Annotated in this window: 19 protein-coding genes; 6 read left to right on the top strand and 13 right to left on the bottom strand. The window is 65.4% G+C overall.

What is annotated here, in order from left to right:
- Nucleotides 1-5: 5 nt before the first annotated feature.
- From cpaB to CQW49_RS17380, 5 genes are all read right to left on the bottom strand, one after another.
- A complete protein-coding gene (cpaB, locus tag CQW49_RS17400) occupies nt 6-800 on the bottom strand; it encodes a Flp pilus assembly protein CpaB (protein ID WP_003608403.1) in 795 nt (264 codons plus the stop codon).
- 71 nt (nt 801-871) lie between these two features.
- Nucleotides 872-2,824, bottom strand: coding sequence for a hypothetical protein (locus CQW49_RS17395; protein ID WP_003608404.1), 1,953 nt, complete (start codon nt 2,822-2,824; stop codon nt 872-874).
- The gene (locus CQW49_RS17390; protein WP_003608405.1) at nt 2,821-3,324 is read right to left on the bottom strand and encodes an A24 family peptidase; all 504 of its coding nucleotides are present in this window, start codon (nt 3,322-3,324) and stop codon (nt 2,821-2,823) included. The genes CQW49_RS17395 and CQW49_RS17390 overlap by 4 nt, the downstream gene beginning before the upstream one ends.
- A gap of 295 nt (nt 3,325-3,619) precedes the next feature.
- The gene (locus CQW49_RS17385) at nt 3,620-3,784 is read right to left on the bottom strand and encodes a Flp family type IVb pilin (protein ID WP_003608406.1); all 165 of its coding nucleotides are present in this window, start codon (nt 3,782-3,784) and stop codon (nt 3,620-3,622) included.
- 166 nt (nt 3,785-3,950) lie between these two features.
- Complete coding sequence (locus tag CQW49_RS17380) at nt 3,951-4,115, bottom strand: Flp family type IVb pilin (RefSeq protein ID WP_003608407.1); 165 nt, start codon at nt 4,113-4,115, stop codon at nt 3,951-3,953.
- A gap of 227 nt (nt 4,116-4,342) precedes the next feature.
- Here CQW49_RS17380 and CQW49_RS17375 point away from each other — a divergent pair, with 227 nt between their 5' ends.
- The 3 genes from CQW49_RS17375 (at nt 4,343) to CQW49_RS17365 (ending at nt 6,184) form a co-directional block, all read left to right on the top strand.
- On the top strand, nt 4,343-4,810 hold the full coding sequence (locus tag CQW49_RS17375) for a pilus assembly protein N-terminal domain-containing protein (protein WP_003608408.1): 468 nt from the start codon (nt 4,343-4,345) through the stop codon (nt 4,808-4,810).
- Nucleotides 4,811-4,898: 88 nt separating this feature from the next.
- Entirely contained in the window at nt 4,899-5,444 is a 546-nt protein-coding gene (locus CQW49_RS17370) for a TadE/TadG family type IV pilus assembly protein (protein ID WP_244441285.1), read from the top strand.
- On the top strand, nt 5,441-6,184 hold the full coding sequence (locus CQW49_RS17365) for a TadE/TadG family type IV pilus assembly protein (RefSeq protein ID WP_003608410.1): 744 nt from the start codon (nt 5,441-5,443) through the stop codon (nt 6,182-6,184). Before CQW49_RS17370 ends, CQW49_RS17365 begins: the two co-directional genes overlap by 4 nt.
- Nucleotides 6,185-6,242: 58 nt before the next feature.
- On the opposite strand, the gene CQW49_RS25695 is transcribed toward CQW49_RS17365, so the two are convergent.
- From CQW49_RS25695 to CQW49_RS17355, 3 genes are read right to left on the bottom strand one after another with little or no spacing between them, the layout of a single operon-like run.
- A complete protein-coding gene (locus CQW49_RS25695) occupies nt 6,243-6,689 on the bottom strand; it encodes a DUF6456 domain-containing protein (protein ID WP_244593412.1) in 447 nt (148 codons plus the stop codon).
- Entirely contained in the window at nt 6,605-7,090 is a 486-nt protein-coding gene (locus CQW49_RS25690) for a hypothetical protein (RefSeq protein WP_003608412.1), read from the bottom strand. The genes CQW49_RS25695 and CQW49_RS25690 overlap by 85 nt, the downstream gene beginning before the upstream one ends.
- Entirely contained in the window at nt 7,087-7,458 is a 372-nt protein-coding gene (locus CQW49_RS17355; protein WP_003608413.1) for a helix-turn-helix domain-containing protein, read from the bottom strand. The genes CQW49_RS25690 and CQW49_RS17355 overlap by 4 nt, the downstream gene beginning before the upstream one ends.
- Before the next feature lie 131 nt (nt 7,459-7,589).
- On the opposite strand from CQW49_RS17355, the gene CQW49_RS25175 reads away from it, so the two are divergent.
- Nucleotides 7,590-7,949 (top strand): hypothetical protein, encoded by a 360-nt coding sequence (locus tag CQW49_RS25175; RefSeq protein WP_003608414.1) that lies wholly within the window; start codon nt 7,590-7,592, stop codon nt 7,947-7,949.
- Between the two features lie 107 nt (nt 7,950-8,056).
- Nucleotides 8,057-8,863: a hypothetical protein gene (locus tag CQW49_RS17345; RefSeq protein WP_244441286.1), complete on the top strand. Its 807-nt coding sequence runs from the start codon at nt 8,057-8,059 to the stop codon at nt 8,861-8,863.
- On the opposite strand, the gene yidD is transcribed toward CQW49_RS17345, so the two are convergent.
- Nucleotides 8,779-9,180 (bottom strand): membrane protein insertion efficiency factor YidD, encoded by a 402-nt coding sequence (gene yidD / locus CQW49_RS17340; RefSeq protein ID WP_003608418.1) that lies wholly within the window; start codon nt 9,178-9,180, stop codon nt 8,779-8,781. The two genes, CQW49_RS17345 and yidD, sit on opposite strands and share 85 nt — an antisense overlap.
- Nucleotides 9,181-9,565: 385 nt before the next feature.
- Between yidD and CQW49_RS17335 the strand changes: the two genes are divergently transcribed.
- Complete coding sequence (locus CQW49_RS17335) at nt 9,566-11,524, top strand: acyltransferase family protein (RefSeq protein WP_003608420.1); 1,959 nt, start codon at nt 9,566-9,568, stop codon at nt 11,522-11,524.
- Between the two features lie 85 nt (nt 11,525-11,609).
- On the opposite strand, the gene rpoC is transcribed toward CQW49_RS17335, so the two are convergent.
- The 4 genes from rpoC to rplJ all read right to left on the bottom strand — a co-directional run bounded on the left by rpoC (nt 11,610) and on the right by rplJ (nt 21,283).
- Nucleotides 11,610-15,797: a DNA-directed RNA polymerase subunit beta' gene (rpoC, locus tag CQW49_RS17330; RefSeq protein WP_003608423.1), complete on the bottom strand. Its 4,188-nt coding sequence runs from the start codon at nt 15,795-15,797 to the stop codon at nt 11,610-11,612.
- 225 nt (nt 15,798-16,022) lie between these two features.
- Nucleotides 16,023-20,174 carry a DNA-directed RNA polymerase subunit beta gene (rpoB, locus tag CQW49_RS17320; protein WP_003608425.1) on the bottom strand — a complete coding sequence of 1,384 codons (4,152 nt, stop codon included), beginning with the start codon at nt 20,172-20,174 and terminating at the stop codon, nt 16,023-16,025.
- A 158-nt stretch (nt 20,175-20,332) separates the two neighbouring features.
- Nucleotides 20,333-20,713, bottom strand: coding sequence for a 50S ribosomal protein L7/L12 (rplL, locus tag CQW49_RS17315; RefSeq protein ID WP_003608427.1), 381 nt, complete (start codon nt 20,711-20,713; stop codon nt 20,333-20,335).
- A 48-nt stretch (nt 20,714-20,761) separates the two neighbouring features.
- The gene (gene rplJ, locus CQW49_RS17310; RefSeq protein ID WP_003608429.1) at nt 20,762-21,283 is read right to left on the bottom strand and encodes a 50S ribosomal protein L10; all 522 of its coding nucleotides are present in this window, start codon (nt 21,281-21,283) and stop codon (nt 20,762-20,764) included.
- Between the last annotated feature and the right edge of the window lie 109 nt (nt 21,284-21,392).

Here is a 21,392-nt window from a genome sequence, read left to right as displayed (position 1 = left end):
GCGCGTCACCGCGCGCGCATGGTGGAGGTCACGCCGAAGCGCACGATGGTGAGCGGGTCCTGGCCGGGCGCCGCCGATTCCGGCTTCTCGTCGGCGAGCGCGTCGGCGATCGGACGCAGCATCAGCGCGAGCTGCCCGGAGCGCTGCGCGAGAATGACGAGCTCGGCCTGACGCGGCTCGAGATCGAGGGTGGCGGTCGCGCCGGTGACGCTGCTCTCGCCATTCTTGGTCTGGAACACAGGTCCCATGGCGAGCACGCGCACATTGCGCAGAATGACCTCCGAATTCATGTCGGAGCCGATCTGCCCGCCCTGATCGGGATCGCGATAGAGGCGGATCACGTCGACGTGATCATTGGGCAGGATGAAGCCGCCAGCCGTCGTGTTGGGCGAGACGTCGATGGCCACCGCGCGCCGGCCGGCGGAGATCATCGTGGACATCAGCCCGGGCGTCTGGCCCTTGATCAGCCGCTCGCGGCGGATCGGCTCGCCATTGGCGAGCGGCGTGCGCACGAAGGCGCCCTCTATGTCTTTCTTGATCTCCGGCGCTTCGCTCTTGCGCAGCACGCCCGGCGGCACGGCGGAGATCGGCCATTCGATCCAGCTGGTGTCCGCCTCGGCGAGCGCCGCGCCGAAGGGAAGGTCGCGGGCCGCGACCAGCACCTGATCCGTCGTGCGCGGGGGCGGCGGCGCGACCAGATGCATCGGCTGCGGCGGCGTCGGCTCGGTGCTCAGCATCATGAAAGCTCCGCCGCCCGCAACAATGGCGACGCCGAGGACCGCGATCTGGGCTTTGTTCATCTCTCGACTTCCAATCGACTCCGGCTCGAGCGGAGCGTTGCAGATTGAAGCCGACAAACGTCAAATTATAGTTAATGGCGCGTTACGTCCGCGCAGGGATGAACGGCGAAGAGATCCACGCCGATCAACTCCCCTCGACTGGGATCAAAAGCGAAACGCCGAACGGGCGCGCGCCAGACCGTCGCGCCCGCCGCCGCGCTCTCCGTGGGAATCGGCGCGAGAATCCACGCTGGCGCATCCCCGCGCGCGCAAAAATGCGCGAGCTTTTGCGGCGACATGTCCGGATAGAGCGGATCCGGCTTCGACAGCTTGCGTGAAATCGTGCCGCCGTCGGCGAGCCATCCCTCGTCGATCAGCGCGCGCATGCGCTCGAACCAGATGAACGTCAATTCGCGTGAATAGATGATGGCGTTTCCCTGCACGCCCGCCGCCCAATTGGGACGGCCCGCCCAATACCAGGCCTCCTGATTGCCGCCGAGCCACAGGATCGGGCCCGGGCGAGCGGACAGGAGCTCGATGAGCTCGCTCTGGCGGCCGGAGCGCGCCATGGTCATGCGATAAGCGTCCCACTCCTGCCGCCAGCTCGCCGCGACGACGAGACAGAAGGCGGCGCTCAGAGCGGCGAGAAGACGCGGAGCGATTCGCAACGGCGGACGCATGGCGAGACAGACGCCGAGCAGAGCGATCGGCACGGCGAACGCATGCCCGTCGAGCAACAGCCAATAGGGCGGCGGCCGCGCGCCCACCGGCGCGGCGGCCGTGGAAGCGGCGGCGAGCCGATAATACACGACGATCTCGAACAGCGAGAGCAGGCCGACGCCGATCCAGAGCCAGCGCCCGGCCCCTCGATCGGCATAGCGAGAGAGATCGACGTGCGCGATGCGCAGCGCGAGGGCGAGTCCGGCGACGAGCGCGCCGGCGGCGCTCGACTCGATGAGCCAGGACAGCGCGAGCAATGCGAGAATGATTCGCGCGACCGGCCCTTCGCGCCACAGCGTGACGCCGCAGAGCCCGAAGCCGGCCGCGGCCGCGAGCGCCAGAAGCCATCCCGCCCGCCAGGGCTGAGCCTGCGCGACGAGCAGCAGCGGATAGAGGTCGCCGAAGACGAGCGCGAGCGTCATCGCCGCGGACCCGATGACGAGAATCGAGATGAAGAGACGCCGCGTCGCGCCCTGCGTGACGACGGCCGCGAGAGCGACGGTCGCGCCGCGCTGCGCCAGAAGCGCCCAAGCGCGCTCCGGCCAGGTGGTCGGGAACAAATAATCATCCGGACCGCGCAGCATGGCGAGCCATTGCGGATCGATCGGCGTCGTCAGGCGATCGAGGAAAGGCGCGCCGAGCGCCGCCGCGCCGACGAGAAGGACTGCAGCCGCGAAGCCGACGACGAGCCAGCGCCGGTCCGACAAGGCATGAAAGACAAAAATCACGCCGACGCCGGCGGCCGCCATCACCGGATGCAGCATTATGGCGAGACATGCGAACAACGCCGCGAGCGCGGAACGCGCGGCGAGCGTCGCAGCGAGAGCGGCGAGCACGGCGGCCTCGGCGAAGACGCGCGGCGTGGCGATCGGCTCGCCGTAATAGACGGTGGCGTAAGAACTATAAGCGGCGGAAAAGCTCGCGCAGGCGAGCGCCACGGCGACGGCGTTGGCGCGCCCCGCGAGGACGCGCGCCAGAACGACGAGCGCGATGGACCAGAGCAGGAGGCCGCAGGCCGCGACGAGGAGCGCGGCGCTCTGCGCGCCGAGCGCGGCGACGAGCGGACGCAGCAGCATCGGGAACAGGCTGAATCGCATCTGGCCGTCGAGCCGCCACATGGGATCCTGTCCGACCCCCTGCGGATCGAGCGCAGCCAGCGCGCCGCCCATATACACTGCCGAGTCGCCGACGATTCCCGTATAGGGCCGCAGCAGCGCGACGCTGGCGACGAGCGCCGCGAACACCGCCGTCGCGCGCCAGCCGGCGCACGCGTCCTGCGCGCCAGAAGGAGCGGCCTGCGCCGGCGCGAGCAAGGGGTCGCTCACGCGCCGACGAGCAAGGTCCAGACGCGGGACTGCGGATAGATCAACAGCCCGCCGATGGCGAGCGCGATCCCATAGGGAACGCCGGCCATGCTATCGCACAAATGCGCAAATCGCGGAGAATCGGCGACCGCGCGCGGCTCGCGCCGACGCAGCTCCAGAATGACGAGAGTGAGCGCGCCGCCGATGAGCGAGGCGGCCAATCCATAATCGAGCAGATGATCCCAGCCGAGCCAGAGAGCCGTCGCCGAGGCGAGCTTGGCGTCGCCGCCGCCGATCCAGCCGAGCTGGAACATCGCGAAAGTGACGATCAGCATGACCATTCCGCAGCTCGCATGCGACAGCGCGATCGCAAGCGGCATCTGCGTGTAGGCGGCGAGCGCGGCGAAGATGACGACGAGCGCGATCGACACGCGATTGGGAATCGTCATGGTGAGGAGATCGGTGAAGGCGGCGAACACCATGAGAGTCGGGAACAGGACCAGCGCGACGGCTTCGATCATGTGTCGTTCCTCTTCGCTGCGCCTCGCTCCGGCGGAGCGGCGAGCCCGATGGAGAAGCTGAAGCTCGAGCGAGAAGACTGCGAGCAAGAAGGTTGACGGAGCGTTAACGGTGCGGCGAGCGCCGGCCTGGAGAGCTCTCCGATCGAACGGAACCGTTCGATCGACGAGAATTCGCTCGAGCGAAAGAGCGCTAGAGCGCTATCCGATCCTGGATCGGATAGCGCTCTAGCCAAACGAAAGGAGCGGCCCGAAAGCCGCTCCTTCGACAGCCGAACACGACGCCCGTGGCCGGCGATCAGGTCAGATTCTGCGCGATCTTGTCGAAGGTGTTCGACAGATTCGTGCCGACCATCTTCACGGCGACGATGATGACGACCGAGATCAGCGCGCCGATCAGGCCATACTCGATGGCGGTGGCGCCGGACTCGTTCTCGACGAAGGAGGCGAAAAGGTTCTTCATGACGTGTATTCTCCTGGTTCGATGTGGGAGCAGAGCCGAGAGAGACGATCCGCGCCCAGGTTGATGACCGACCTAAATATTTTCGACCGCGGCCGGATGCTCTCTTTAGGCGTCGCGATTCGGGTTGCGGCGGCGTCGGCGCGGGCCGGCCGCGCCGCCACGACCATCAGGTGAGGTTCTGCGCGATCTTGTCGAAGGTGTTCGACAGATTCGTGCCGACCATCTTCACGGCGACGATGATGACGACCGAGATCAGCGCGCCGATCAGGCCATATTCGATGGCCGTCGCGCCGGACTCGTTCCCGACGAAGCGGGCGATCATGGATTTCATGGCACTTGCTCCTGACACCACAATACGTGATCCGCTTGTCGAGCCCCGCTCGCCGGATCGGTGATGACATTAGGTAGAACTTCTTGCGATCGAGTTAATCGGGTTGTGCAGCGAATCGTCGGCTGCGTCCTTTGCTCTTCAGCAAGAATTCACGATTGCGTGTTGCGATGGGTCGCGCGAACCGACATCGAATCGGGGCGCGGGTTCCCTGGGTTGCGAGGTGCGTGATGAGCTGCCGGCGGGTCTTTCGACTCTTCTTTCCTTTCGTGATCGTCGCCGTCATGGGCGCGACCTCGCGAAGCTTCGCCGAGCAGCGCGCGCTCTATGTGGACATAGACCGCGCCCGCGTCGTGCGCATGCCGGACGGCGCGCAGACGATCATCATCGGCAATCCGCTCGTCGCCGATGTGACCATGCTCAAAGCCAACCGGCTGCTGGTCGTGACCGGAAAGAGCTTCGGCACCACCAATCTCATCCTGCTCGACGAGAGCGGCGGAGAAGTGGTCGAGCAGACGATCACCGTCACGCCGGCCTCCGACAAGCTGGTGGTCCTGCGCGGATCGCGACGTGAATCCTACGCCTGCTCGCCCGATTGCTCTCCCGCGGTGGATCTCGCCGACGACAAGGACTATACGTCTCAGATCGTCGAAGCGATCAAGCTGCACGAGAGCTCCGCGGCGCCCGGCAAGCGCTGAGCGAGACGCGATGAAGAGGCCAGGCCTCACCTTTTCCTTCGGCCGCCGAAGCGGAGCGCGTCGCTTCGCGGCGGATCGACGCGCGACGATGTCGGTCGAGTTCGCCATCGTGTCCGTGCCGCTGCTCGGCCTCATCGGCGCGATCTTCGAGGTCGGCCTCGTCTATATGAGGGGCGAGCAGCTGCAAATCGCCACGCAGAACGCCAGCCGGGCCATGCTCACGAACAGCATCGGCAATATGACCTATCAGAACTTCATCAATAATTATGTCTGCTCCTGGCAGACCACCGGAACCGTGGCGCCGGGGACGCTCGACAGAAGCTTCGACTGCTCACGTCTCCTCGTCGATGTCAGCAGCCCGTCGAGCTGGACGGGCGCCGCGACCTCGAACAGTTTCTACACGGCGCCCAACGCGCTCGGCTCGACGATCACAATGCCGGCGGCGGGCAGCATCGCCGTGGTGCGCATCGTCTATCCGATGCCGATGATGACGGCGATTCTGACGGGTGGCGTTCTGACGGGTATGACGCTCGGCAATGGAAAGACCGCCGGAGGCTGGCTCACCTCCTACAAGGGCGAATGGAATCACATGCTGCTCGGCATCGCCTCCTTCCGCGTGGAGCCTTCGTCATGAGTGGACGCCGCATGGCGCGCGCCTCCTTTCTCGAAGACGAGCGCGCGATCTCGGCGGTCGAGTTCGCTCTCATCCTGCCGATCGCGCTGATGCTCTATCTTGGTCTCGTGGTGCTGGCGCTCGGTCAGCGCGCGTCGCAAAAGCTCGATCTCGTAGCGCACAGCCTGTCGGATCTCGCGGCCCAGCAATTGGACGGCGGCGCGGCGAGCGGCCAAGCCGGAATGACCGAGACGACGATTCAGAGCATCTTCTCCGCGGCCGCGACGCTGCTCGCGCCCTATTCCGCGACCGGCCTGAAGATGACCATCTCCGAGGTGACCATCTCCGCCGACTCGACGCAAGCGAGCGGCTATAAGGCCAGCGTGAATTGGAGCATTGCGCAGAACTCCGGCGAGCTGCGGCCATGCACGATCGGCGGCGCCGCGATGCTCAACGCCGCCGATGTGAGGCCCGTCGATCCGAACTCGATGCCGACGAGCTACACGGCCGCCAAGACGGTCTCTCTTACCAACGCCGACGGCTCCACGACCAGCGTGACGGTCGCTCCGACAGTCGGCTCGATCATCGTCGCCGATGTGATCTATCCCTATCAGGCGGCGCGCGGCTTCGCGCGCTTCAGCTGGCTGCCGGCCACAGTCACCTTGGCGCGCACGAGCTATTCGCCCGTCCGCAACACCTACAGCCCCAACCATATACAATATTACATGACCACGGGGACGAACTGCTCGGCGTCGCCCTGATCGAGACGCGCCGAGCGAGCGTTGAGAGCGCTATCCCGATCCGATTGGATCGGACGCTCTAGAGCTGCGGACGATAATCCTCGGCGCCCCAATGCAGCAGGCGCCGCGCCCGCTCCGGGCCGCGCGCCTCGCCGCCCAACCCGTAATGCAGCGCCAGCCGTTCCAGCGCGATTTTGAGGACCACTTTGGCCGAGCGATGCGGCCAGCCGCGCTCGCTCTCGACCAGCTCGAGGCCCTTGAGATAGCCGCAGACATCGGCGACGAGGCCGGCGAGATCGGGACCGACGGCGTCGAAGGCGCGCGAGACGCGGCGGCGAGCGTCGATGGCGACCTCCGCGACCGGCGCGCCGCCAACGCCTCCCGCGCGGCCCGCGGAGGCCTCCCAATCGGCAGTCACGCGCTGCAGCAGCTGCGCCTGCGTCATGTCGCGGCGAAAGCGCTCGCCCGCCTCGACCTGCTCGGGGGCCAGAAATGGCCGGCCGTCACGATCCTTGCGCCGCGCCAGCCAGGCGAGCGGGCTCTCGCCCTCATTGACCAGCGCGCCGGCGCCGCGCCCTCCTCGATCCGTAGACGCGCGAGCGGCGAATGCTGAGCGCGGAACGGATCGACGTTTGCCGGCGCAGCGCCCCGGCGCAGCGCCGCGCGGCCCTCCGGCGTCAGCAGCAGCCGGCGCGTCTCTCCTTCTCCCTCCCATCGCGCGAGCCCCTGCGCCGCGACGCTCTCGGCGACCGCCATCGGCAGGCTGGCGCGCACGACGGTCACATTCTTGCGCGGCGCGACGACGATGATCGCGCTCTCGTCGATCTGGCCGCGCAGCGCGCGCGCGCCGGCCTCGTCCAGAGCTTCGAGCAGGCGGCGCGCGGCGCGGTCGAGCGCCGCCGACGAAAGGCGTGGTCGCTTGGTCATCTATCGTCTCCGATCGTTGGAGTGGCCAGGAAAGAACGGTAGAGCAGGAGCAGGCCGCGCTGCGCGAGCAGGCCGGCCTCGAGGGCGGCGACGGCGCGGTCGAAACGCGGATCGTCGCGCCGATCCTCGATCACGGCGCAGGCATGGCGCACGCTGGCGCGATCACGGCGCAGCGCGCGCGCGCAGGCCGAAAGACTGGCGCCATAGACGACATGATGGAGATAGACAGCGAGCTGCCGCGCCTCGGCGATCGGCGCTCGCCCGCGCCTGCGCGATGCGATCGCGGCGGGCTCGACGCCCCGCGCGGCCGCCGTGGCGGCGATGCAGAGGCGGGAAGCCGCGTCGGGAAATTTTTTCTTCTCGGCCATGGGGTTCGTCGGAAAAGCGGCGCTCGGCCGAGGGACGCCGACGATAGATCAGACTAAAATCCTATTCAAGGGACAAAAAACTTATCCTCAGGCGCTCCGCCTCGGCCATGCTGGCGCAGATGGAGTCCCACATGCCGCATGCACCCGAAGCCTCCCCCTCGCCTCACACGCGTGAAGACCATCTGCGCCAACGCGCGCGCGACGCGCTGAGCGTGACGTTCGACGCCGCGCTCGCCGCCTATCGCCGCAACGAGTTCCTTCGCTGCTTCCATCGCTTGTCCAGCGAGACGATCGCGGCCGAAACACCGCAGGCGGCGCGCGCCGTGCTGCGCGAGATCGAGCGGGCGCTGCGCGGCGAGCGCGCCCGCGCCGGACATTGGACCTATGATCTCGACCGCCACATCGGGCTCGTCGTCGCCTATCGCGCCGAGCAGGCCCGCGCCGAGCGCATTTCACGACGCGCGACGCGACGAGGCCGCGCGAGCGCGTAGCGCGCCGCACTTTGTGACGCCTCGGATATGGTCTACATAGCGGCGGGCCCTGCGCGCGGCCCGCCTGTTCGTTGGTCGCCGAGGCGTTGCGAAGTCCAATGATGCTGATGGAACGATTGCTCGCTCTGATGACCGGCGTGATCGTCGCGATCTGCCTCGGCGTCGGCCTCGTGATGATGGCGCTCGGGCCCGGCAGGAAGGACGCCGAAGCGCCGACGAGCGCGCTGGCGGCGCAGCTCCCGCCTGTGGTCGACCGCGCCGCGGCGCGCGCGCAAATCGAGCTGACGATCGCCGCCGCCCCGGAATATCGGCCGTTCTTCGATCGTCTGCGGCTCGCCTTTCCGAGCGATTACGAGGCGGCGCTCGACGCTTTCGCGACCGCCGGCGCCGGCGCCGACACCGTCGACTACTACCTCGCCGAGGCGGTGCGGCGGCTGCGGCAGGCGCGCGGCGTTCTCGCGGCGCGCGCCGAGCCGGCCGCGCTCACGCGCGTGTTCGATCTCAATCTCTCCGTGCTGCGCGCTCTCGCCGGCGAGGACAAGAGGCTCTGCGCCACATTCCTCTATGGCGGGGTCGATCAGGATTTTCACAATTTCGCCGCCCGCCGGCGCGCGCTCGTCGGCGAGATGGCGATCGTCGGCCTCGAGGCCATATCGAGCGGCCGCACCCGCAACGAGGAGCGCGCGGCGCCGAGCGACGAGGATTTTCGCGCGCTCGAGAAGGCGCTGACCGAGCGCGGGCTCGGCAAAGCGGAAGTCGATTCGCTGCTCGACGGCAAGAGCCCCGATCCGCCCTTCGACGACGCGAAGACCTGCGCGATCGGCCAGACCTATCTCGAGGCGCTGCGCGGCCTGCCCGAGCCGGTCCGGCTGCGCATCTGGGGCCTCGCCGTGGAGCTGATGGCGCGGTCCTGATCCTGGACCTCCTGGACCGCCTCGCAAACGGACGGCCTCCGCCAGGAGCCGTAGCGCCACGGCGCGGCGGGGTGGGCGGCTTCGGGCGCGCGATCCGGAACGGGATCATAGCCGTCGCCGCCTCCCGGCCGGCAGCGGCAGATGCGCGCGAAGCCCATCCAGCCGCCCGCCCACAGGCCATGCCGGCGGATCGCCTCGTCCGCATAATCCGAGCAAGTCGGCAGATAGCGGCACTCCCGGCCGATGAAGGCCGACAAGGTGAGGCGGTAGGCGAAAATGAGCACGCGGGCGCAGCGCGCGGGCAATGATCGGAGCATTGCGTCTTTCCTCATGCCGCGCCTTCATCCCCGACGCCGGTCGCTCGACGAGGCGCGCCGGATGAGCCGGCGCGCGGCCCACCGCGCCGCCGGTTCCAGCCTCGTTCGTCGTCGCGAATATAGACCAGCCGGTCGCTCCGATCACGCGCAGCGGGAGGCCGCTCCTCCCATGCGGGACGCATGATCCAGAGCGCTATCCGATTGGATCGGATAGCGCTCTCGTCTTGATGACGGTCCGCGAGCCGAAGGGCGACGACATCGAACGCTCTGGTCTCGCCGTCGCCACGAGTCTCATACGGATGCGCTGGTTGACACTCTCTCTAGCAGCCGCTATCTTTCATAGTAGTTATACCGTATTAATTGAATTTTTTGAGGGATTTGAGAAATGGATCATGATAGGCTCGATATGAATCACCGGCCAGAAATCGACGGCCTGCGAGCCGCAGCCGTTATTGCCGTAATAATTAACCACTTTGATCACAGCATGCTGCCCAGCGGCTATCTCGGCGTCGATATCTTCTTTGTAATATCTGGTTACGTCATAACAATGTCGATTGCCTTGCAGAGCAAGAGCGGACTCGGCGATTTTCTCTCGAGCTTCTACACGAGACGGATCAAGCGCCTTGCGCCCGCCCTGATCCTGTTCGTCCTGGCGATGAGCCTTGCGACGGTCGCGCTGGAGCCGGCCCCGAGGGAGTCGCTGAACACGGGAATAGCCGCGCTGTTCGGCGTCTCGAACCTCTATCTGCTGCAGCAAGCGACGGATTATTTCGGCTCAGCGATCGAGGAAAACAGCTTCGTTCACACATGGTCGCTCGGCGTGGAGGAGCAGATTTATCTGATCTATCCATTCTGTGTCTGGTTCTCGGGCAGGGGGAGAGGCGCCCGCATCGCGCCGAAGGCGATCCTGGGACTCGCCATCGTGTCTCTGATCGCCTTCGTCGTGCTCTATCGTATCGATCGGCCAGTGGCGTATTTCCTGGCGCCGACGCGCTTCTGGGAGTTTTCCGCCGGTGCGCTGATGTTCTTTTTTCGCGACTCCGCGCGCCTCGAACGTTTCATCCAGCGAATTCCGACCGGTATGATGGCGGCGGCGATGCTGTTGGCGCTGCTCGCGCCGCCGCGCGCCGCCATCCCGGCGACGATCGCGGTGGTCCTGTCGACGGCCGGGCTCATCAGAGGATTTTGTCCCGGGACATTCACTTACGCGATCTTCTCACGTCGGGAGATCGTTTACGTCGGTCTCATCTCCTACTCGCTGTACCTTTGGCACTGGGGAGTGTTCTGGCTCGCTCGCGAGACGATCGGCGCCGATGGATGGGCCGCAGCCGTCCAGTTCGCCCTGATCTTTCTCATCGCCGGGATGTCCCATCATTATATCGAACGTCCCCTTCGCAGGTCGGAATGGTCGCGCTGGCGCTCGGCGTCGATCGGCTACGGGGTTGTCGCGTCGATAGCGGCCTGCGCGCTGCTGGTCGTGCTGGCGGGGCCTTTCGGCCGCGATCTGTATCTCGGGAGAATACTGGGGCTTCCTGCGCCCGAGCACCTCCAGAAGACTTGGTGGAGGGATTGGGAGACTGGTAAGTATATTGAAAAATGCCATGTCGAAAACATCTTTCGCGCCGAATATGTCGGTGAGTGTCTGGCGATCCGGGACGGCGAGCGCAAGCACGCGTTCCTGGTCGGCGACAGCTTCGCCCGAAACTACCTGTCAGCGCTGCGGGGCGCCTTCGTCGATCATGAGATCCACTACCTGACAATGGGATATGGTTGCGCGTTCGTGCCGCCGAAATTGGCCGATGAGCGCTCTTTCGTGAATTGTCCAAATTATGTGGAGGCGAGCTACCGTTACCTGACCGAGCAGGTCCGGGCCAACGACATCGTATTCATCGGACAGTCGTTGTGGGACCATAAACGCCAAACGCCGCAGTATTTCGAATTCATCAAGTCGTTCGCCACGGCAATCAACGAGAAAAGGGCGTCGGTGGTTCTGCTCGACAGCACGGTTTCGCCGGCCAAGCGGCCTGAAAAATGTCTCATCACCCCCTGGCGTCCCGTCGAACCGAGAACCTGCGCGCTGACCCGATCGGCAGTCGTCGCCGCATACAAAGAGTTCGACCGATTGGCGCTCGACGCCGCGCGGGAGGTCCCGAACTTCTATTACGCGCCTCTGCGCACGGGCCTATGTCGTGACGATCGGTGCGGCCAGACGACAACGGGCGGCGCGCCGATCTGGCATGACACTGGGCACATCACCGAAGAGGCGTCGCTGGAGCTAGCGCCTTTGTTGCGTCGCGCTCTCGAGAACCAAGGCTTCTTCGAGCGGCAGGCTGGCCTTCAATGATCGAGGGCCTCCTGGAGACGATCGCATGGCGGCTCGGGCGTAATAAAGAGCCGCCCATCGCTGGGCGGCTCTTTGATTGCGGCAATCACTCCGCTGCGGCGGGTGGAAGCTGCGGCGTCGGCCGTGCGTCGGCCTCGGCCTGGCGCTGCGTGATGATGAGATCGTCGCGGCCCGTGGCGATTCCGCGGAACTTCGACATCGCCGCGCCGGTGCCGGCGGGAATGAGCCGGCCGACGATCACATTCTCCTTGAGGCCGACCAGCGGATCGACCTTGCCGTTCACCGCGGCTTCGGTCAGCACGCGCGTCGTCTCCTGGAACGAGGCCGCCGAGAAGAAGGAACGCGTCTGCAGCGACGCCTTGGTGATGCCGAGCAGCACCGGCGTTCCCGTCGCAAGCTTCTTGCCCTCTTCCAGCATCCGGGCGTTCGCCTCCTCGAGCTCGGTCTGATCCACCTGCTCGCCATCGAGGAAGCCGGTGTCGCCGGCGTCGACGATGTCGACCTTCTGCAGCATCTGACGAACAATCACCTCGATGTGCTTGTCGTTGATGTTGACGCCCTGCAGTCGGTAGACCTCCTGGATCTCGTTGACGAGATAAGCCGCGAGCTCCTCCACGCCCTTGATCGCCAGAATGTCGTGCGGCGCCGGATTGCCGTCGACGATGTAATCGCCCTTCTCCACGACGTCGCCGTCCTGAAGATGGATGTGCTTGCCTTTGGGGATGAGATATTCGACCGGCTCCGCCCCCTCCTCGTGCGGGACGATGGAGAGACGCTGCTTGTTCTTATAGTCGCGGCCGAATTGCACCGTGCCGGAGATCTCGGCGATGATCGCGTGATCCTTCGGACGGCGCGCCTCGAACAGCTCGGCGACGCGCGGCAGACCGCCGGTGATGTCGCGCGTCTTGGCGCTCTCGACCGAGATACGCGCGACGATGTCGCCGGCCTTGATCGTCGAGCCCGGCTCGACCGCGATGATCGAGTCGACCGGCAGCGTGTAGCGGGCGTCGCCGCCACGCTGCAGCTTGGCGATCTTGCCGTCCGCCGTCTTGATGACGATCGACGGCTTCAGGCTCGCGGAGCGCAGGTTGAGACGATAGTCCATGACCATGCGCTTGGTGATGCCGGTGGATTCGTCCGCCGTCTCCGCCATCGACTGGCCTTCGACGAGGTCCTCGAAGCCGATCACGCCGTCGACCTCGCTGATGATGGGACGCGTGTAGGGATCCCATTCCGCCATGCGCTGGCCGCGCTTGATCTTGTCGCCGTCGTCGACCTTGAGCCGCGCGCCATATTGCACGCGATTGACCGCGCGCTCGACGCCGTCCGGCCCGACGATGACGATCGCGACATTGCGCGCCATCACCATCAGATCGCCGTCCGAGTTGCGCGCCACATGGCGGTTGCGCAGATGGACCGTTCCTTCGAAGTTCGACTCCATGAAGGACTGGTCGGCGATCGTCGCCGCGCCGCCGATGTGGAAGGTGCGCATGGTGAGCTGGGTGCCCGGCTCGCCGATCGACTGCGCCGCGATGACGCCGACCGCCTCGCCCATGTTGACCGGCGTGCCGCGCGCGAGATCGCGTCCATAGCATTTCGCGCAAACGCCGTTCTTGGCCTCGCAGGTCAGCACCGAACGGATCTTCACCTCCTGAATGCCGGCGGCGTTGATGCGCTCGATATGCCACTCCTCGATCATCTCGCCGACCGGCACGATCACATTGCCGTCCGCGTCACGCAGCTCCTCCGCCGTCGTGCGGCCGAGAATGCGCGAGGCGAGCGTCGCGACGATCTGGCCGGCGTCGATGATCGCCCGCATGCGGATGCCCTTGTCGGAGCCGCAATCGACCGTGGTGATGATCGAATCCTGCGCCACGTCGACGAGGCGACGCGTGAGATAGCCCGAGTTCGCGGTCTTCAACGCGGTGTCCGACAAGCCCTTGCGGGAGCCGTGCGTCGAGTTGAAGTATTCGAGAACGGTGAGGCCCTCTTTGAAGTTCGAGATGATCGGGCTCTCGATGATCTCGCCCGACGGCTTGGCCATCAGGCCGCGCATCGCCGCGAGCTGCTTCATCTGCGCCGGCGAGCCGCGCGCGCCCGAATGCGACATCATGTAGATCGAGTTGATCGGCATGTCGCGGCCGTGCTCGTCCTTGCGCACCGCGGAGATGCGAATCATCATCTCCTCGGCGAGCTTATCCGTGCACTTGGCCCAGGCGTCGACGACCTTGTTGTATTTCTCGCCCTGCGTGATGAGGCCGTCGTTGTACTGCTGCTCATATTCCTTGGTGGCGGCGCGCGTCTCGGCGACGATGCGCTCCTTCGTCTCCGGCACGACCATGTCGTCCTTGCCGAAGGAGATGCCGGCCTTGAACGCCTCGCGGAAGCCGAGCGACATGATGCGGTCGCAGAAGATCACCGTCTCCTTCTGACCGCAGTTGCGGTAGACGGTGTCGATCATGTTGGAGATCTCCTTCTTCGTCATCAGCTTGTTGGCTGCGTCGAAGGGGATCTTGCGGTTCTTGGGCAACAGCTGGCCGAGGATCAGGCGCCCGGGCGTCGTGTCGAAGATTTTCCGCACGCGCTTGCCGTTCTCGTCATAGGTCCAGGCGCGGCCTTTGATCTTGGTGTGCAACGTGATCGCCTTGGAGGCGATCGCGTGCTCGATCTCGCCCTGATCGGCGAGCGCCATGCCCTGCCCCGGCTCGCCGTCGCGCTCCAGCGTCAGATAATAGAGGCCGAGAACAATGTCCTGCGACGGCACGATGATCGGCTGACCATTGGCCGGATGCAGAATATTGTTCGTCGACATCATCAGGACGCGCGCTTCGAGCTGCGCCTCCAGCGACAGCGGCACATGCACGGCCATCTGGTCGCCGTCGAAATCGGCGTTGAAGGCCGCGCAGACGAGCGGATGCAGCTGGATCGCCTTGCCCTCGATCAGCACCGGCTCGAAGGCCTGAATGCCGAGACGGTGCAATGTCGGCGCGCGGTTGAGCAGCACCGGATGCTCGCGGATCACCTCGTCGAGGATGTCCCAAACTTCCGGCTTCTCCTTCTCGACCAGCTTCTTGGCCTGCTTCACCGTGGCCGAATGCCCCTTCGCGTCGAGGCGCGAATAGATGAAGGGCTTGAACAGCTCGAGCGCCATCTTCTTCGGCAGGCCGCATTGATGGAGCTTGAGCTCCGGGCCCACGACGATGACCGAGCGGCCGGAATAATCGACGCGCTTGCCGAGCAGATTCTGGCGGAAACGGCCCTGCTTGCCCTTCAGCATATCGGCGAGCGACTTCAGCGGGCGCTTGTTGGCGCCGGTGATGACGCGGCCGCGGCGGCCGTTGTCGAACAGAGCGTCGACCGCCTCCTGAAGCATGCGCTTCTCGTTGCGGATGATGATGTCCGGCGCGCGCAGCTCGATCAGCCGCTTCAGGCGGTTGTTGCGGTTGATGACGCGGCGGTAGAGATCGTTCAGATCCGAGGTCGCGAAACGGCCGCCGTCGAGCGGCACCAGCGGACGCAGATCCGGCGGAATGACCGGGATTTCCTTCAGGATCATCCACTCCGGCTTGTTGCCGGACTGGATGAAGGCCTCGATGATCTTCAGGCGCTTGGCGAGCTTCTTGGGCTTCAGCTCGGTCGTCGCCTCGGCGATCTCCTGGCGCAGCCGCGCGGCGATGCCCTCGAGATCCATCGACTCGAGCAGCTTGCGGATCGCCTCCGCGCCGATCATGGCGGTGAAATTGTCCTGCCCATATTCGTCCTGGGCGCGCAGATACTCATCCTCGGTGAGGAGCTGGCGCTCCTTCAAAGGCGTGAGGCCCGGATCGATGGTGATGTAGGACTCGAAATAGAGGATGCGCTCGAGGTCCTTCAGCGTCATGTCGAGCAGAAGGCCGATGCGCGAAGGCAGCGACTTCAAGAACCAGATATGCGCGACGGGCGCGGCGAGCGAGATATGGCCCATGCGGTCGCGCCGAACGCGTGCGAGCGTGACCTCGACGCCGCATTTCTCGCAGATGACGCCCTTGTATTTCATGCGCTTGTACTTGCCGCACAAGCACTCGTAGTCCTTGATCGGACCAAAGATGCGCGCGCAGAACAGGCCGTCGCGCTCCGGCTTGAAGGTGCGGTAGTTGATCGTCTCCGGCTTCTTGATCTCGCCGAACGACCAGGAGAGGATTTTTTCCGGGCTCGCGATCGAAATCTGAATCTGGTCGAACGCCTGCGGCTGGACGACCGGATTGAAGAGATTCATGACCTCTTGCTGATTCATGGTCTTCTCCTAGAGACGCGGGACAAAGCAGCGTGCTGGCTTCGCTCTGTCTGTCCGTTGCGTCCACGATCTTGATGCGCATCCCCTCTCCCGCATTGCAGGTGAGAGGATGGCCCGGCGACAGCCGGGTCGGGTGAGGCCTTCGGGCCTCTCGCGCAGGGCGCCGCCCTCACGCTCGGCGAGGGCGGCCTTCTCCCGCACAGCGGGAGAAGGCGGTCCGTGGAATTATTCCGCCGCCTCGGCCGTCTCGGTCGACTCCGGCGGCTGCTCCTCGTCCTCGCCCTCTTCGGCCGTCGTGAGCTCGACATTGAGCGCCAGCGACCGCATCTCCTTGATGAGCACGTTGAAGCTCTCCGGAATGCCCGATTCGAAGGTGTCGTCGCCGCGCACGATCGATTCATAGACCTTGGTGCGGCCGGCGACGTCGTCCGATTTCACCGTCAGCATCTCCTGCAGCGTGTAGGCCGCGCCATAGGCCTCGAGCGCCCACACCTCCATCTCGCCGAAGCGCTGGCCGCCGAACTGCGCCTTGCCGCCGAGCGGCTGCTGCGTGACCAGCGAATAGGGGCCGATCGAGCGTGCGTGGATCTTGTCGTCGACGAGATGGTGAAGCTTCAGGATATAGATATAGCCGACCGTGACCTTGCGGTCGAAGGGCTCGCCCGTGCGGCCGTCGAACAGCGTCACCTGCCCGGACGACGCCAAGCCGGCGCGACCGAGCATGTCGCAGATGTCCTTCTCGCGCGCGCCGTCGAAGACCGGCGTCGCGATCGGCACGCCGCGGCGCAGATTCTTGCCGACCTCGAGCAGCGTCGGCTCGTCGAGGCTTTCGAGAGATTCGTTCGGACCATAGATCTCGACGAGCTTCTCCTTGAGCGGCGCCGCATTCTTGGTGCGCATATAGGCGTCCACCGCGGCGCTCACCTGCTTGCCGAGACCGGCGCAGGCCCAGCCGAGATGGGTCTCGAGAATCTGGCCGACATTCATGCGGCTCGGCACGCCGAGCGGGTTCAGCACGATGTCGACCGGCGTTCCGTCCTCGAGGAAGGGCATGTCCTCCTGCGGCACGATGCGCGAGACCACGCCCTTGTTGCCGTGACGGCCGGCCATCTTGTCGCCGGGCTGAATCTTGCGCTTCACCGCGACGAAGACCTTGACCATCTTCATCACGCCGGGCGGCAGCTCGTCGCCGCGCTGCAGCTTCTCGACCTTGTCGAGGAAACGGTTCTCGAGACCCTTCTTCGACTCGTCATATTGCTTGCGCACGGCCTCGATGCCGGCCATCAGATTGTCGTCCTCGACGACGAAGGTCCACCATTGCGAGCGCGGATATTCGTCGAGGATCGCCTGGGTGAGCGGCTGATCCTTCTTGAAGCTCTTCGGCCCGGCGATGGCGACCTTGCCGAGCAGCATCTCGTGGAGACGCGCATAGACGTTGCGGTCGAGGATGGCGAGCTCGTCGTCGCGGTCCTTGGCGAGACGCTCGATCTCCTCGCGCTCGATCGCCTGGGCGCGCTCGTCCTTCTCGACGCCGTGGCGGTTGAACACGCGCACCTCGACGATCGTGCCCTGCACGCCCGGCGGCACGCGCAGCGACGTGTCGCGCACGTCCGACGCCTTCTCGCCGAAGATGGCGCGCAGGAGCTTCTCCTCCGGCGTCATCGGGCTCTCGCCCTTGGGCGTGATCTTGCCGACGAGAATGTCGCCGGCCTGCACTTCCGCGCCGATATAGACGATGCCCGCCTCGTCGAGATTCTTCAGCGTCTCTTCCGAGACGTTGGGAATGTCGCGCGTGATCTCCTCCGGCCCGAGCTTGGTGTCGCGGGCCATCACCTCGAACTCGTCGATGTGGATGGAGGTGAACACATCCTCCTTCACGATGCGCTCGTTGAGGAGGATCGAGTCCTCGAAGTTATAGCCGTTCCAGGGCATGAAGGCGACGAGCACATTGCGGCCGAGCGCGAGATCGCCCATGTCGGTCGACGGACCGTCGGCGATGATGTCGCCTTTGCGCACGAAGTCGCCGACCTTCACCAGCGGTTTCTGATTGATGCAAGTCGACTGGTTCGAGCGCTGGAACTTCATCAGCCGATAGATGTCGACGCCGGGCTTGGCCGGGTCCTGCTCCTCGGTGGCGCGGACGACGATACGGGTCGCGTCGATCTGGTCGACGACGCCGGTGCGGCGCGCCGCGATGGCGGCGCCCGAGTCGGCGGCGACGATCGGCTCCATGCCGGTGCCGACGAAAGGCGCGTCGGCCTTCACCAGCGGCACCGCCTGGCGCTGCATGTTGGAGCCCATCAGCGCGCGGTTGGCGTCGTCATTCTCGAGGAACGGAATGAGCGCCGCGGCCACGGAGACGAGCTGCTTGGGCGACACGTCCATGGCGTCGACGCGCTCGCGCGGGACCAGCACGACATCGCCGGCGTGACGGCACAGCACCAGATCCTCGGTGAGATTGCCCTCGGCGTCGATCGGCGCATTGGCCTGCGCGACGTGATATTTCTGCTCTTCCATCGCCGACAGATAGGCGACCTCGTCGGTCACCTTGCCGTCGCGCACGCGCCGATACGGCCCCTCGATGAAGCCATATTTGTTGACGCGCGCAAAAGTCGCGAGCGAGTTGATGAGGCCGATGTTCGGCCCCTCCGGCGTCTCGATCGGGCAGATGCGGCCGTAATGCGTCGGATGCACGTCGCGAACCTCGAAGCCGGCGCGCTCACGCGTCAGGCCGCCCGGGCCGAGCGCCGAGAGGCGGCGCTTATGGGTGATCTCCGACAGCGGATTGGTCTGGTCCATGAACTGCGACAGCTGCGACGAGCCGAAGAACTCGCGCACCGCCGCCGCCGCCGGCTTGGCGTTGATGAGATCCTGCGGCATCACCGTGTCGATGTCGACCGAGGACATGCGCTCCTTGATCGCGCGCTCCATGCGCAGCAGGCCGAGACGATACTGATTCTCCATCAGCTCGCCGACGCTGCGGACGCGCCGATTGCCGAGATGGTCGATGTCGTCGATCTCGCCGCGGCCGTCGCGCAGATCGACGAGCGCGCGCACCACCGCCACGATGTCCTCGCGGCGCAGCACGCGCATCGTGTCCGGCGCGTCGAGATCGAGGCGCATATTCATCTTCACGCGGCCGACCGCCGAGAGGTCGTAGCGCTCCGAATCGAAGAACAGCGAATGGAACATCGCCTCGGCGGTGTCCATCGTCGGCGGCTCGCCCGGACGCATCACTCGATAGATGTCGAACAAGGCGTCCTCGCGCGAGGAGTTCTTGTCGATCGCCAGCGTGTTGCGGATATAGGGACCGATGTTGATGTGGTCGATGTCGAGAATGGGCAGCTCGTCGAAGCCCTTCTCGACCAGCATGGGCAGGGTCTTGATGGTGATCTCATCGCCCGCCTCGGCGAAGATCTCGCCCGTCGACGGATCATAGAGGTCCTGCGCCAGATATTGGCCGTAGAGATCCTCGGACTGCACCTTGATCGCCTTCACGCCCTTCTCGGCGAGCTGGCGCGCGGCGCGCACGGTGAGCTTCTTGCCGGCCTCGACCAGCACCTCGCCCGAATCCGCGTCGACGATGTCGTTGACCGCCTTCACGCCCTTCAGGCGCTCGGGATCGAAAGGCTGGCGCCAGCTGTCGCCGGAGGCCTTGTAGACGACGGTCTTGTAGAAGGTGGAGAGAATCTCCTCGCCGTCGAGACCGAGCGCGAACAGCAGCGACGTCACCGGAATCTTGCGGCGACGGTCGATGCGCGCATAGACGATGTCCTTGGCGTCGAACTCGATGTCGAGCCAGGAGCCGCGATAGGGAATGATGCGCGCCGCGAACAGCAGCTTGCCGGAAGAGTGGCTCTTGCCCTTGTCGTGATCGAAGAACACGCCCGGCGAGCGGTGCATCTGCGAGACGATGACGCGCTCGGTGCCATTGACGATGAAGGTGCCGTTCGCCGTCATGAAGGGCATGTCGCCCATATAGACGTCCTGCTCCTTGATGTCCTTGACCGACTTCGCCTGCGTGTCGGGATCGACGTCGAACACGATGAGGCGCAGCGTCACTTTCAGCGGCGCGGCGAAGGTCATGCCGCGCTGTCGGCACTCGTCGACGTCATATTTCGGCGGCTCGAACTCGTAGCGCACGAATTCGAGCAGCGAGACCTGCGAGAAGTCGGAGATCGGGAAGACGGATTTGAACACCGACTGCAGCCCCTCGTCGGGACGCCCGCCCTGCGGCTCGTCGACGAGGAGAAATTGGTCGTAGGAGGCCTTTTGCACTTCGATCAGATTGGGCATCTCCGCGGCTTCGCGAATATGTCCGAAGAATTTGCGGACACGCTTGCGACCGGAGAAAGTCTGCGCCGACGTCTGAGCCATGTCGCCTCTCGATTCCTCTTAGGTGACAGCGAATAGCGAGTTGCGAATAGCGAATAGTGGGACCGCCCTATTCGCTATTCGCCATTCGCCATCCGCTCCTGATCATCCTCGTGTCGAAAACCCTCTCCCGCTCGAGGCGGGAGAGGGCGGTGTCGTTCTTACTTGAGCTCGACCTTGGCGCCGACCTTCTCGAGGGTCGCCTTGATCTTCTCGGCCTCGTCCTTGCCGACGCCTTCCTTGACCGGCTTCGGCGCGCCTTCGACGAGGTCCTTGGCTTCCTTGAGGCCGAGGCCGGTGATCGCGCGGACCTCCTTGATGACCTCGATCTTCTTGTCGCCGGCGGCGGCCAGAATGACGTTGAACTCGGTCTTCTCCTCGACGGGAGCCGCAGCGGCGCCGCCGGCGCCCGGAGCGGCGGCGACCGCGACCGCCGCAGCAGCCGACACGCCCCACTTCTCCTCGAGCATCTTCGCCAGCTCGGCGGCCTCGAGCACGGTGAGAGCCGACAGGTCCTCGACGATCTTTTCCAGATTGGCCATGGGTGTTCAGTCCTTCGAATTTAGTTGGTTGGTTGTGCGAGCCGCCTATCAGGCCGCATTCGCGTCTCTGTCGGCATAGGCTTGAACCACGCGCGCCAGCTTGCCGGCCGGAGCCGTCGTGAGCTGGGCCAGCTTGGTCGCGGGCGCCTGGATGAGGCCCACGAGCTTGCCGCGCAGCTCGTCGAGCGACGGCAGAGTCGCGAGCGACTTCACACCGTCCACGTCGAGCGCGGTGGCGCCGAGCGCGCCGCCGAGGATGACGAATTTGTCGTGATCCTTGGCGAAGGCCGCGGCGACCTTGGGCGCCGCCACCGGATCGTCCGAATAGGCGATCAGGGTCGGTCCCTTCATGAGGGAGCCGATGGAGGCGACGCTCGTGCCGTCGAGAGCGATTTTGGCGAGGCGGTTCTTGGCGACCTGAACGCTGGCGCCAGATTCGCGAGCCTGCTTGCGCAGCTTCTGCATCTGGGCGACGGTCAGGCCGGAGTAATGCGCCACGACGACGACCGGGGTCTTCGAGAAGACCTCGTTCAGCGCCGCAACGGCTTGCTTCTTCTCCGCTCTGTCCACGGTTGCTCTCTCCTCGAGCGGGGCCGCAGGGCCCCGCCGGTTGCGAAAAGCCGCGCTCCTCCGCGGGCGCGGCGGAGCAACGACCCCGTAGATCCTGTCCCCTGGGCGC

It is taken from the genome of Methylosinus trichosporium OB3b (genome assembly GCF_002752655.1).
Classification (GTDB): Bacteria; Pseudomonadota; Alphaproteobacteria; order Rhizobiales; family Beijerinckiaceae; genus Methylosinus; species Methylosinus trichosporium.
This window is presented reverse-complemented; position numbering and strand designations above follow the sequence as displayed.

What these genes read in the sequence shown, in the direction of transcription:
- cpaB (WP_003608403.1), bottom strand. Translation starts at nt 800, where the DNA reads ATGAACAAAGCCCAGATCGCGGTCCTCGGCGTCGCCATTGTTGCGGGC.
- CQW49_RS17335 (WP_003608420.1), top strand. Translation starts at nt 9,566, where the DNA reads ATGGATCATGATAGGCTCGATATGAATCACCGGCCAGAAATCGACGGC.
- rpoC (WP_003608423.1), bottom strand. Translation starts at nt 15,797, where the DNA reads ATGAATCAGCAAGAGGTCATGAATCTCTTCAATCCGGTCGTCCAGCCG.
- yidD (WP_003608418.1), bottom strand. Translation starts at nt 9,180, where the DNA reads ATGCTCCGATCATTGCCCGCGCGCTGCGCCCGCGTGCTCATTTTCGCC.
- CQW49_RS25175 (WP_003608414.1), top strand. Translation starts at nt 7,590, where the DNA reads ATGCCGCATGCACCCGAAGCCTCCCCCTCGCCTCACACGCGTGAAGAC.
- CQW49_RS17355 (WP_003608413.1), bottom strand. Translation starts at nt 7,458, where the DNA reads ATGGCCGAGAAGAAAAAATTTCCCGACGCGGCTTCCCGCCTCTGCATC.
- CQW49_RS17365 (WP_003608410.1), top strand. Translation starts at nt 5,441, where the DNA reads ATGAGTGGACGCCGCATGGCGCGCGCCTCCTTTCTCGAAGACGAGCGC.
- rplL (WP_003608427.1), bottom strand. Translation starts at nt 20,713, where the DNA reads ATGGCCAATCTGGAAAAGATCGTCGAGGACCTGTCGGCTCTCACCGTG.
- CQW49_RS17370 (WP_244441285.1), top strand. Translation starts at nt 4,899, where the DNA reads ATGTCGGTCGAGTTCGCCATCGTGTCCGTGCCGCTGCTCGGCCTCATC.
- rpoB (WP_003608425.1), bottom strand. Translation starts at nt 20,174, where the DNA reads ATGGCTCAGACGTCGGCGCAGACTTTCTCCGGTCGCAAGCGTGTCCGC.
- CQW49_RS17345 (WP_244441286.1), top strand. Translation starts at nt 8,057, where the DNA reads ATGGAACGATTGCTCGCTCTGATGACCGGCGTGATCGTCGCGATCTGC.
- CQW49_RS17390 (WP_003608405.1), bottom strand. Translation starts at nt 3,324, where the DNA reads ATGATCGAAGCCGTCGCGCTGGTCCTGTTCCCGACTCTCATGGTGTTC.
- CQW49_RS17375 (WP_003608408.1), top strand. Translation starts at nt 4,343, where the DNA reads ATGAGCTGCCGGCGGGTCTTTCGACTCTTCTTTCCTTTCGTGATCGTC.
- CQW49_RS17380 (WP_003608407.1), bottom strand. Translation starts at nt 4,115, where the DNA reads ATGAAATCCATGATCGCCCGCTTCGTCGGGAACGAGTCCGGCGCGACG.
- CQW49_RS25690 (WP_003608412.1), bottom strand. Translation starts at nt 7,090, where the DNA reads ATGACCAAGCGACCACGCCTTTCGTCGGCGGCGCTCGACCGCGCCGCG.
- CQW49_RS17385 (WP_003608406.1), bottom strand. Translation starts at nt 3,784, where the DNA reads ATGAAGAACCTTTTCGCCTCCTTCGTCGAGAACGAGTCCGGCGCCACC.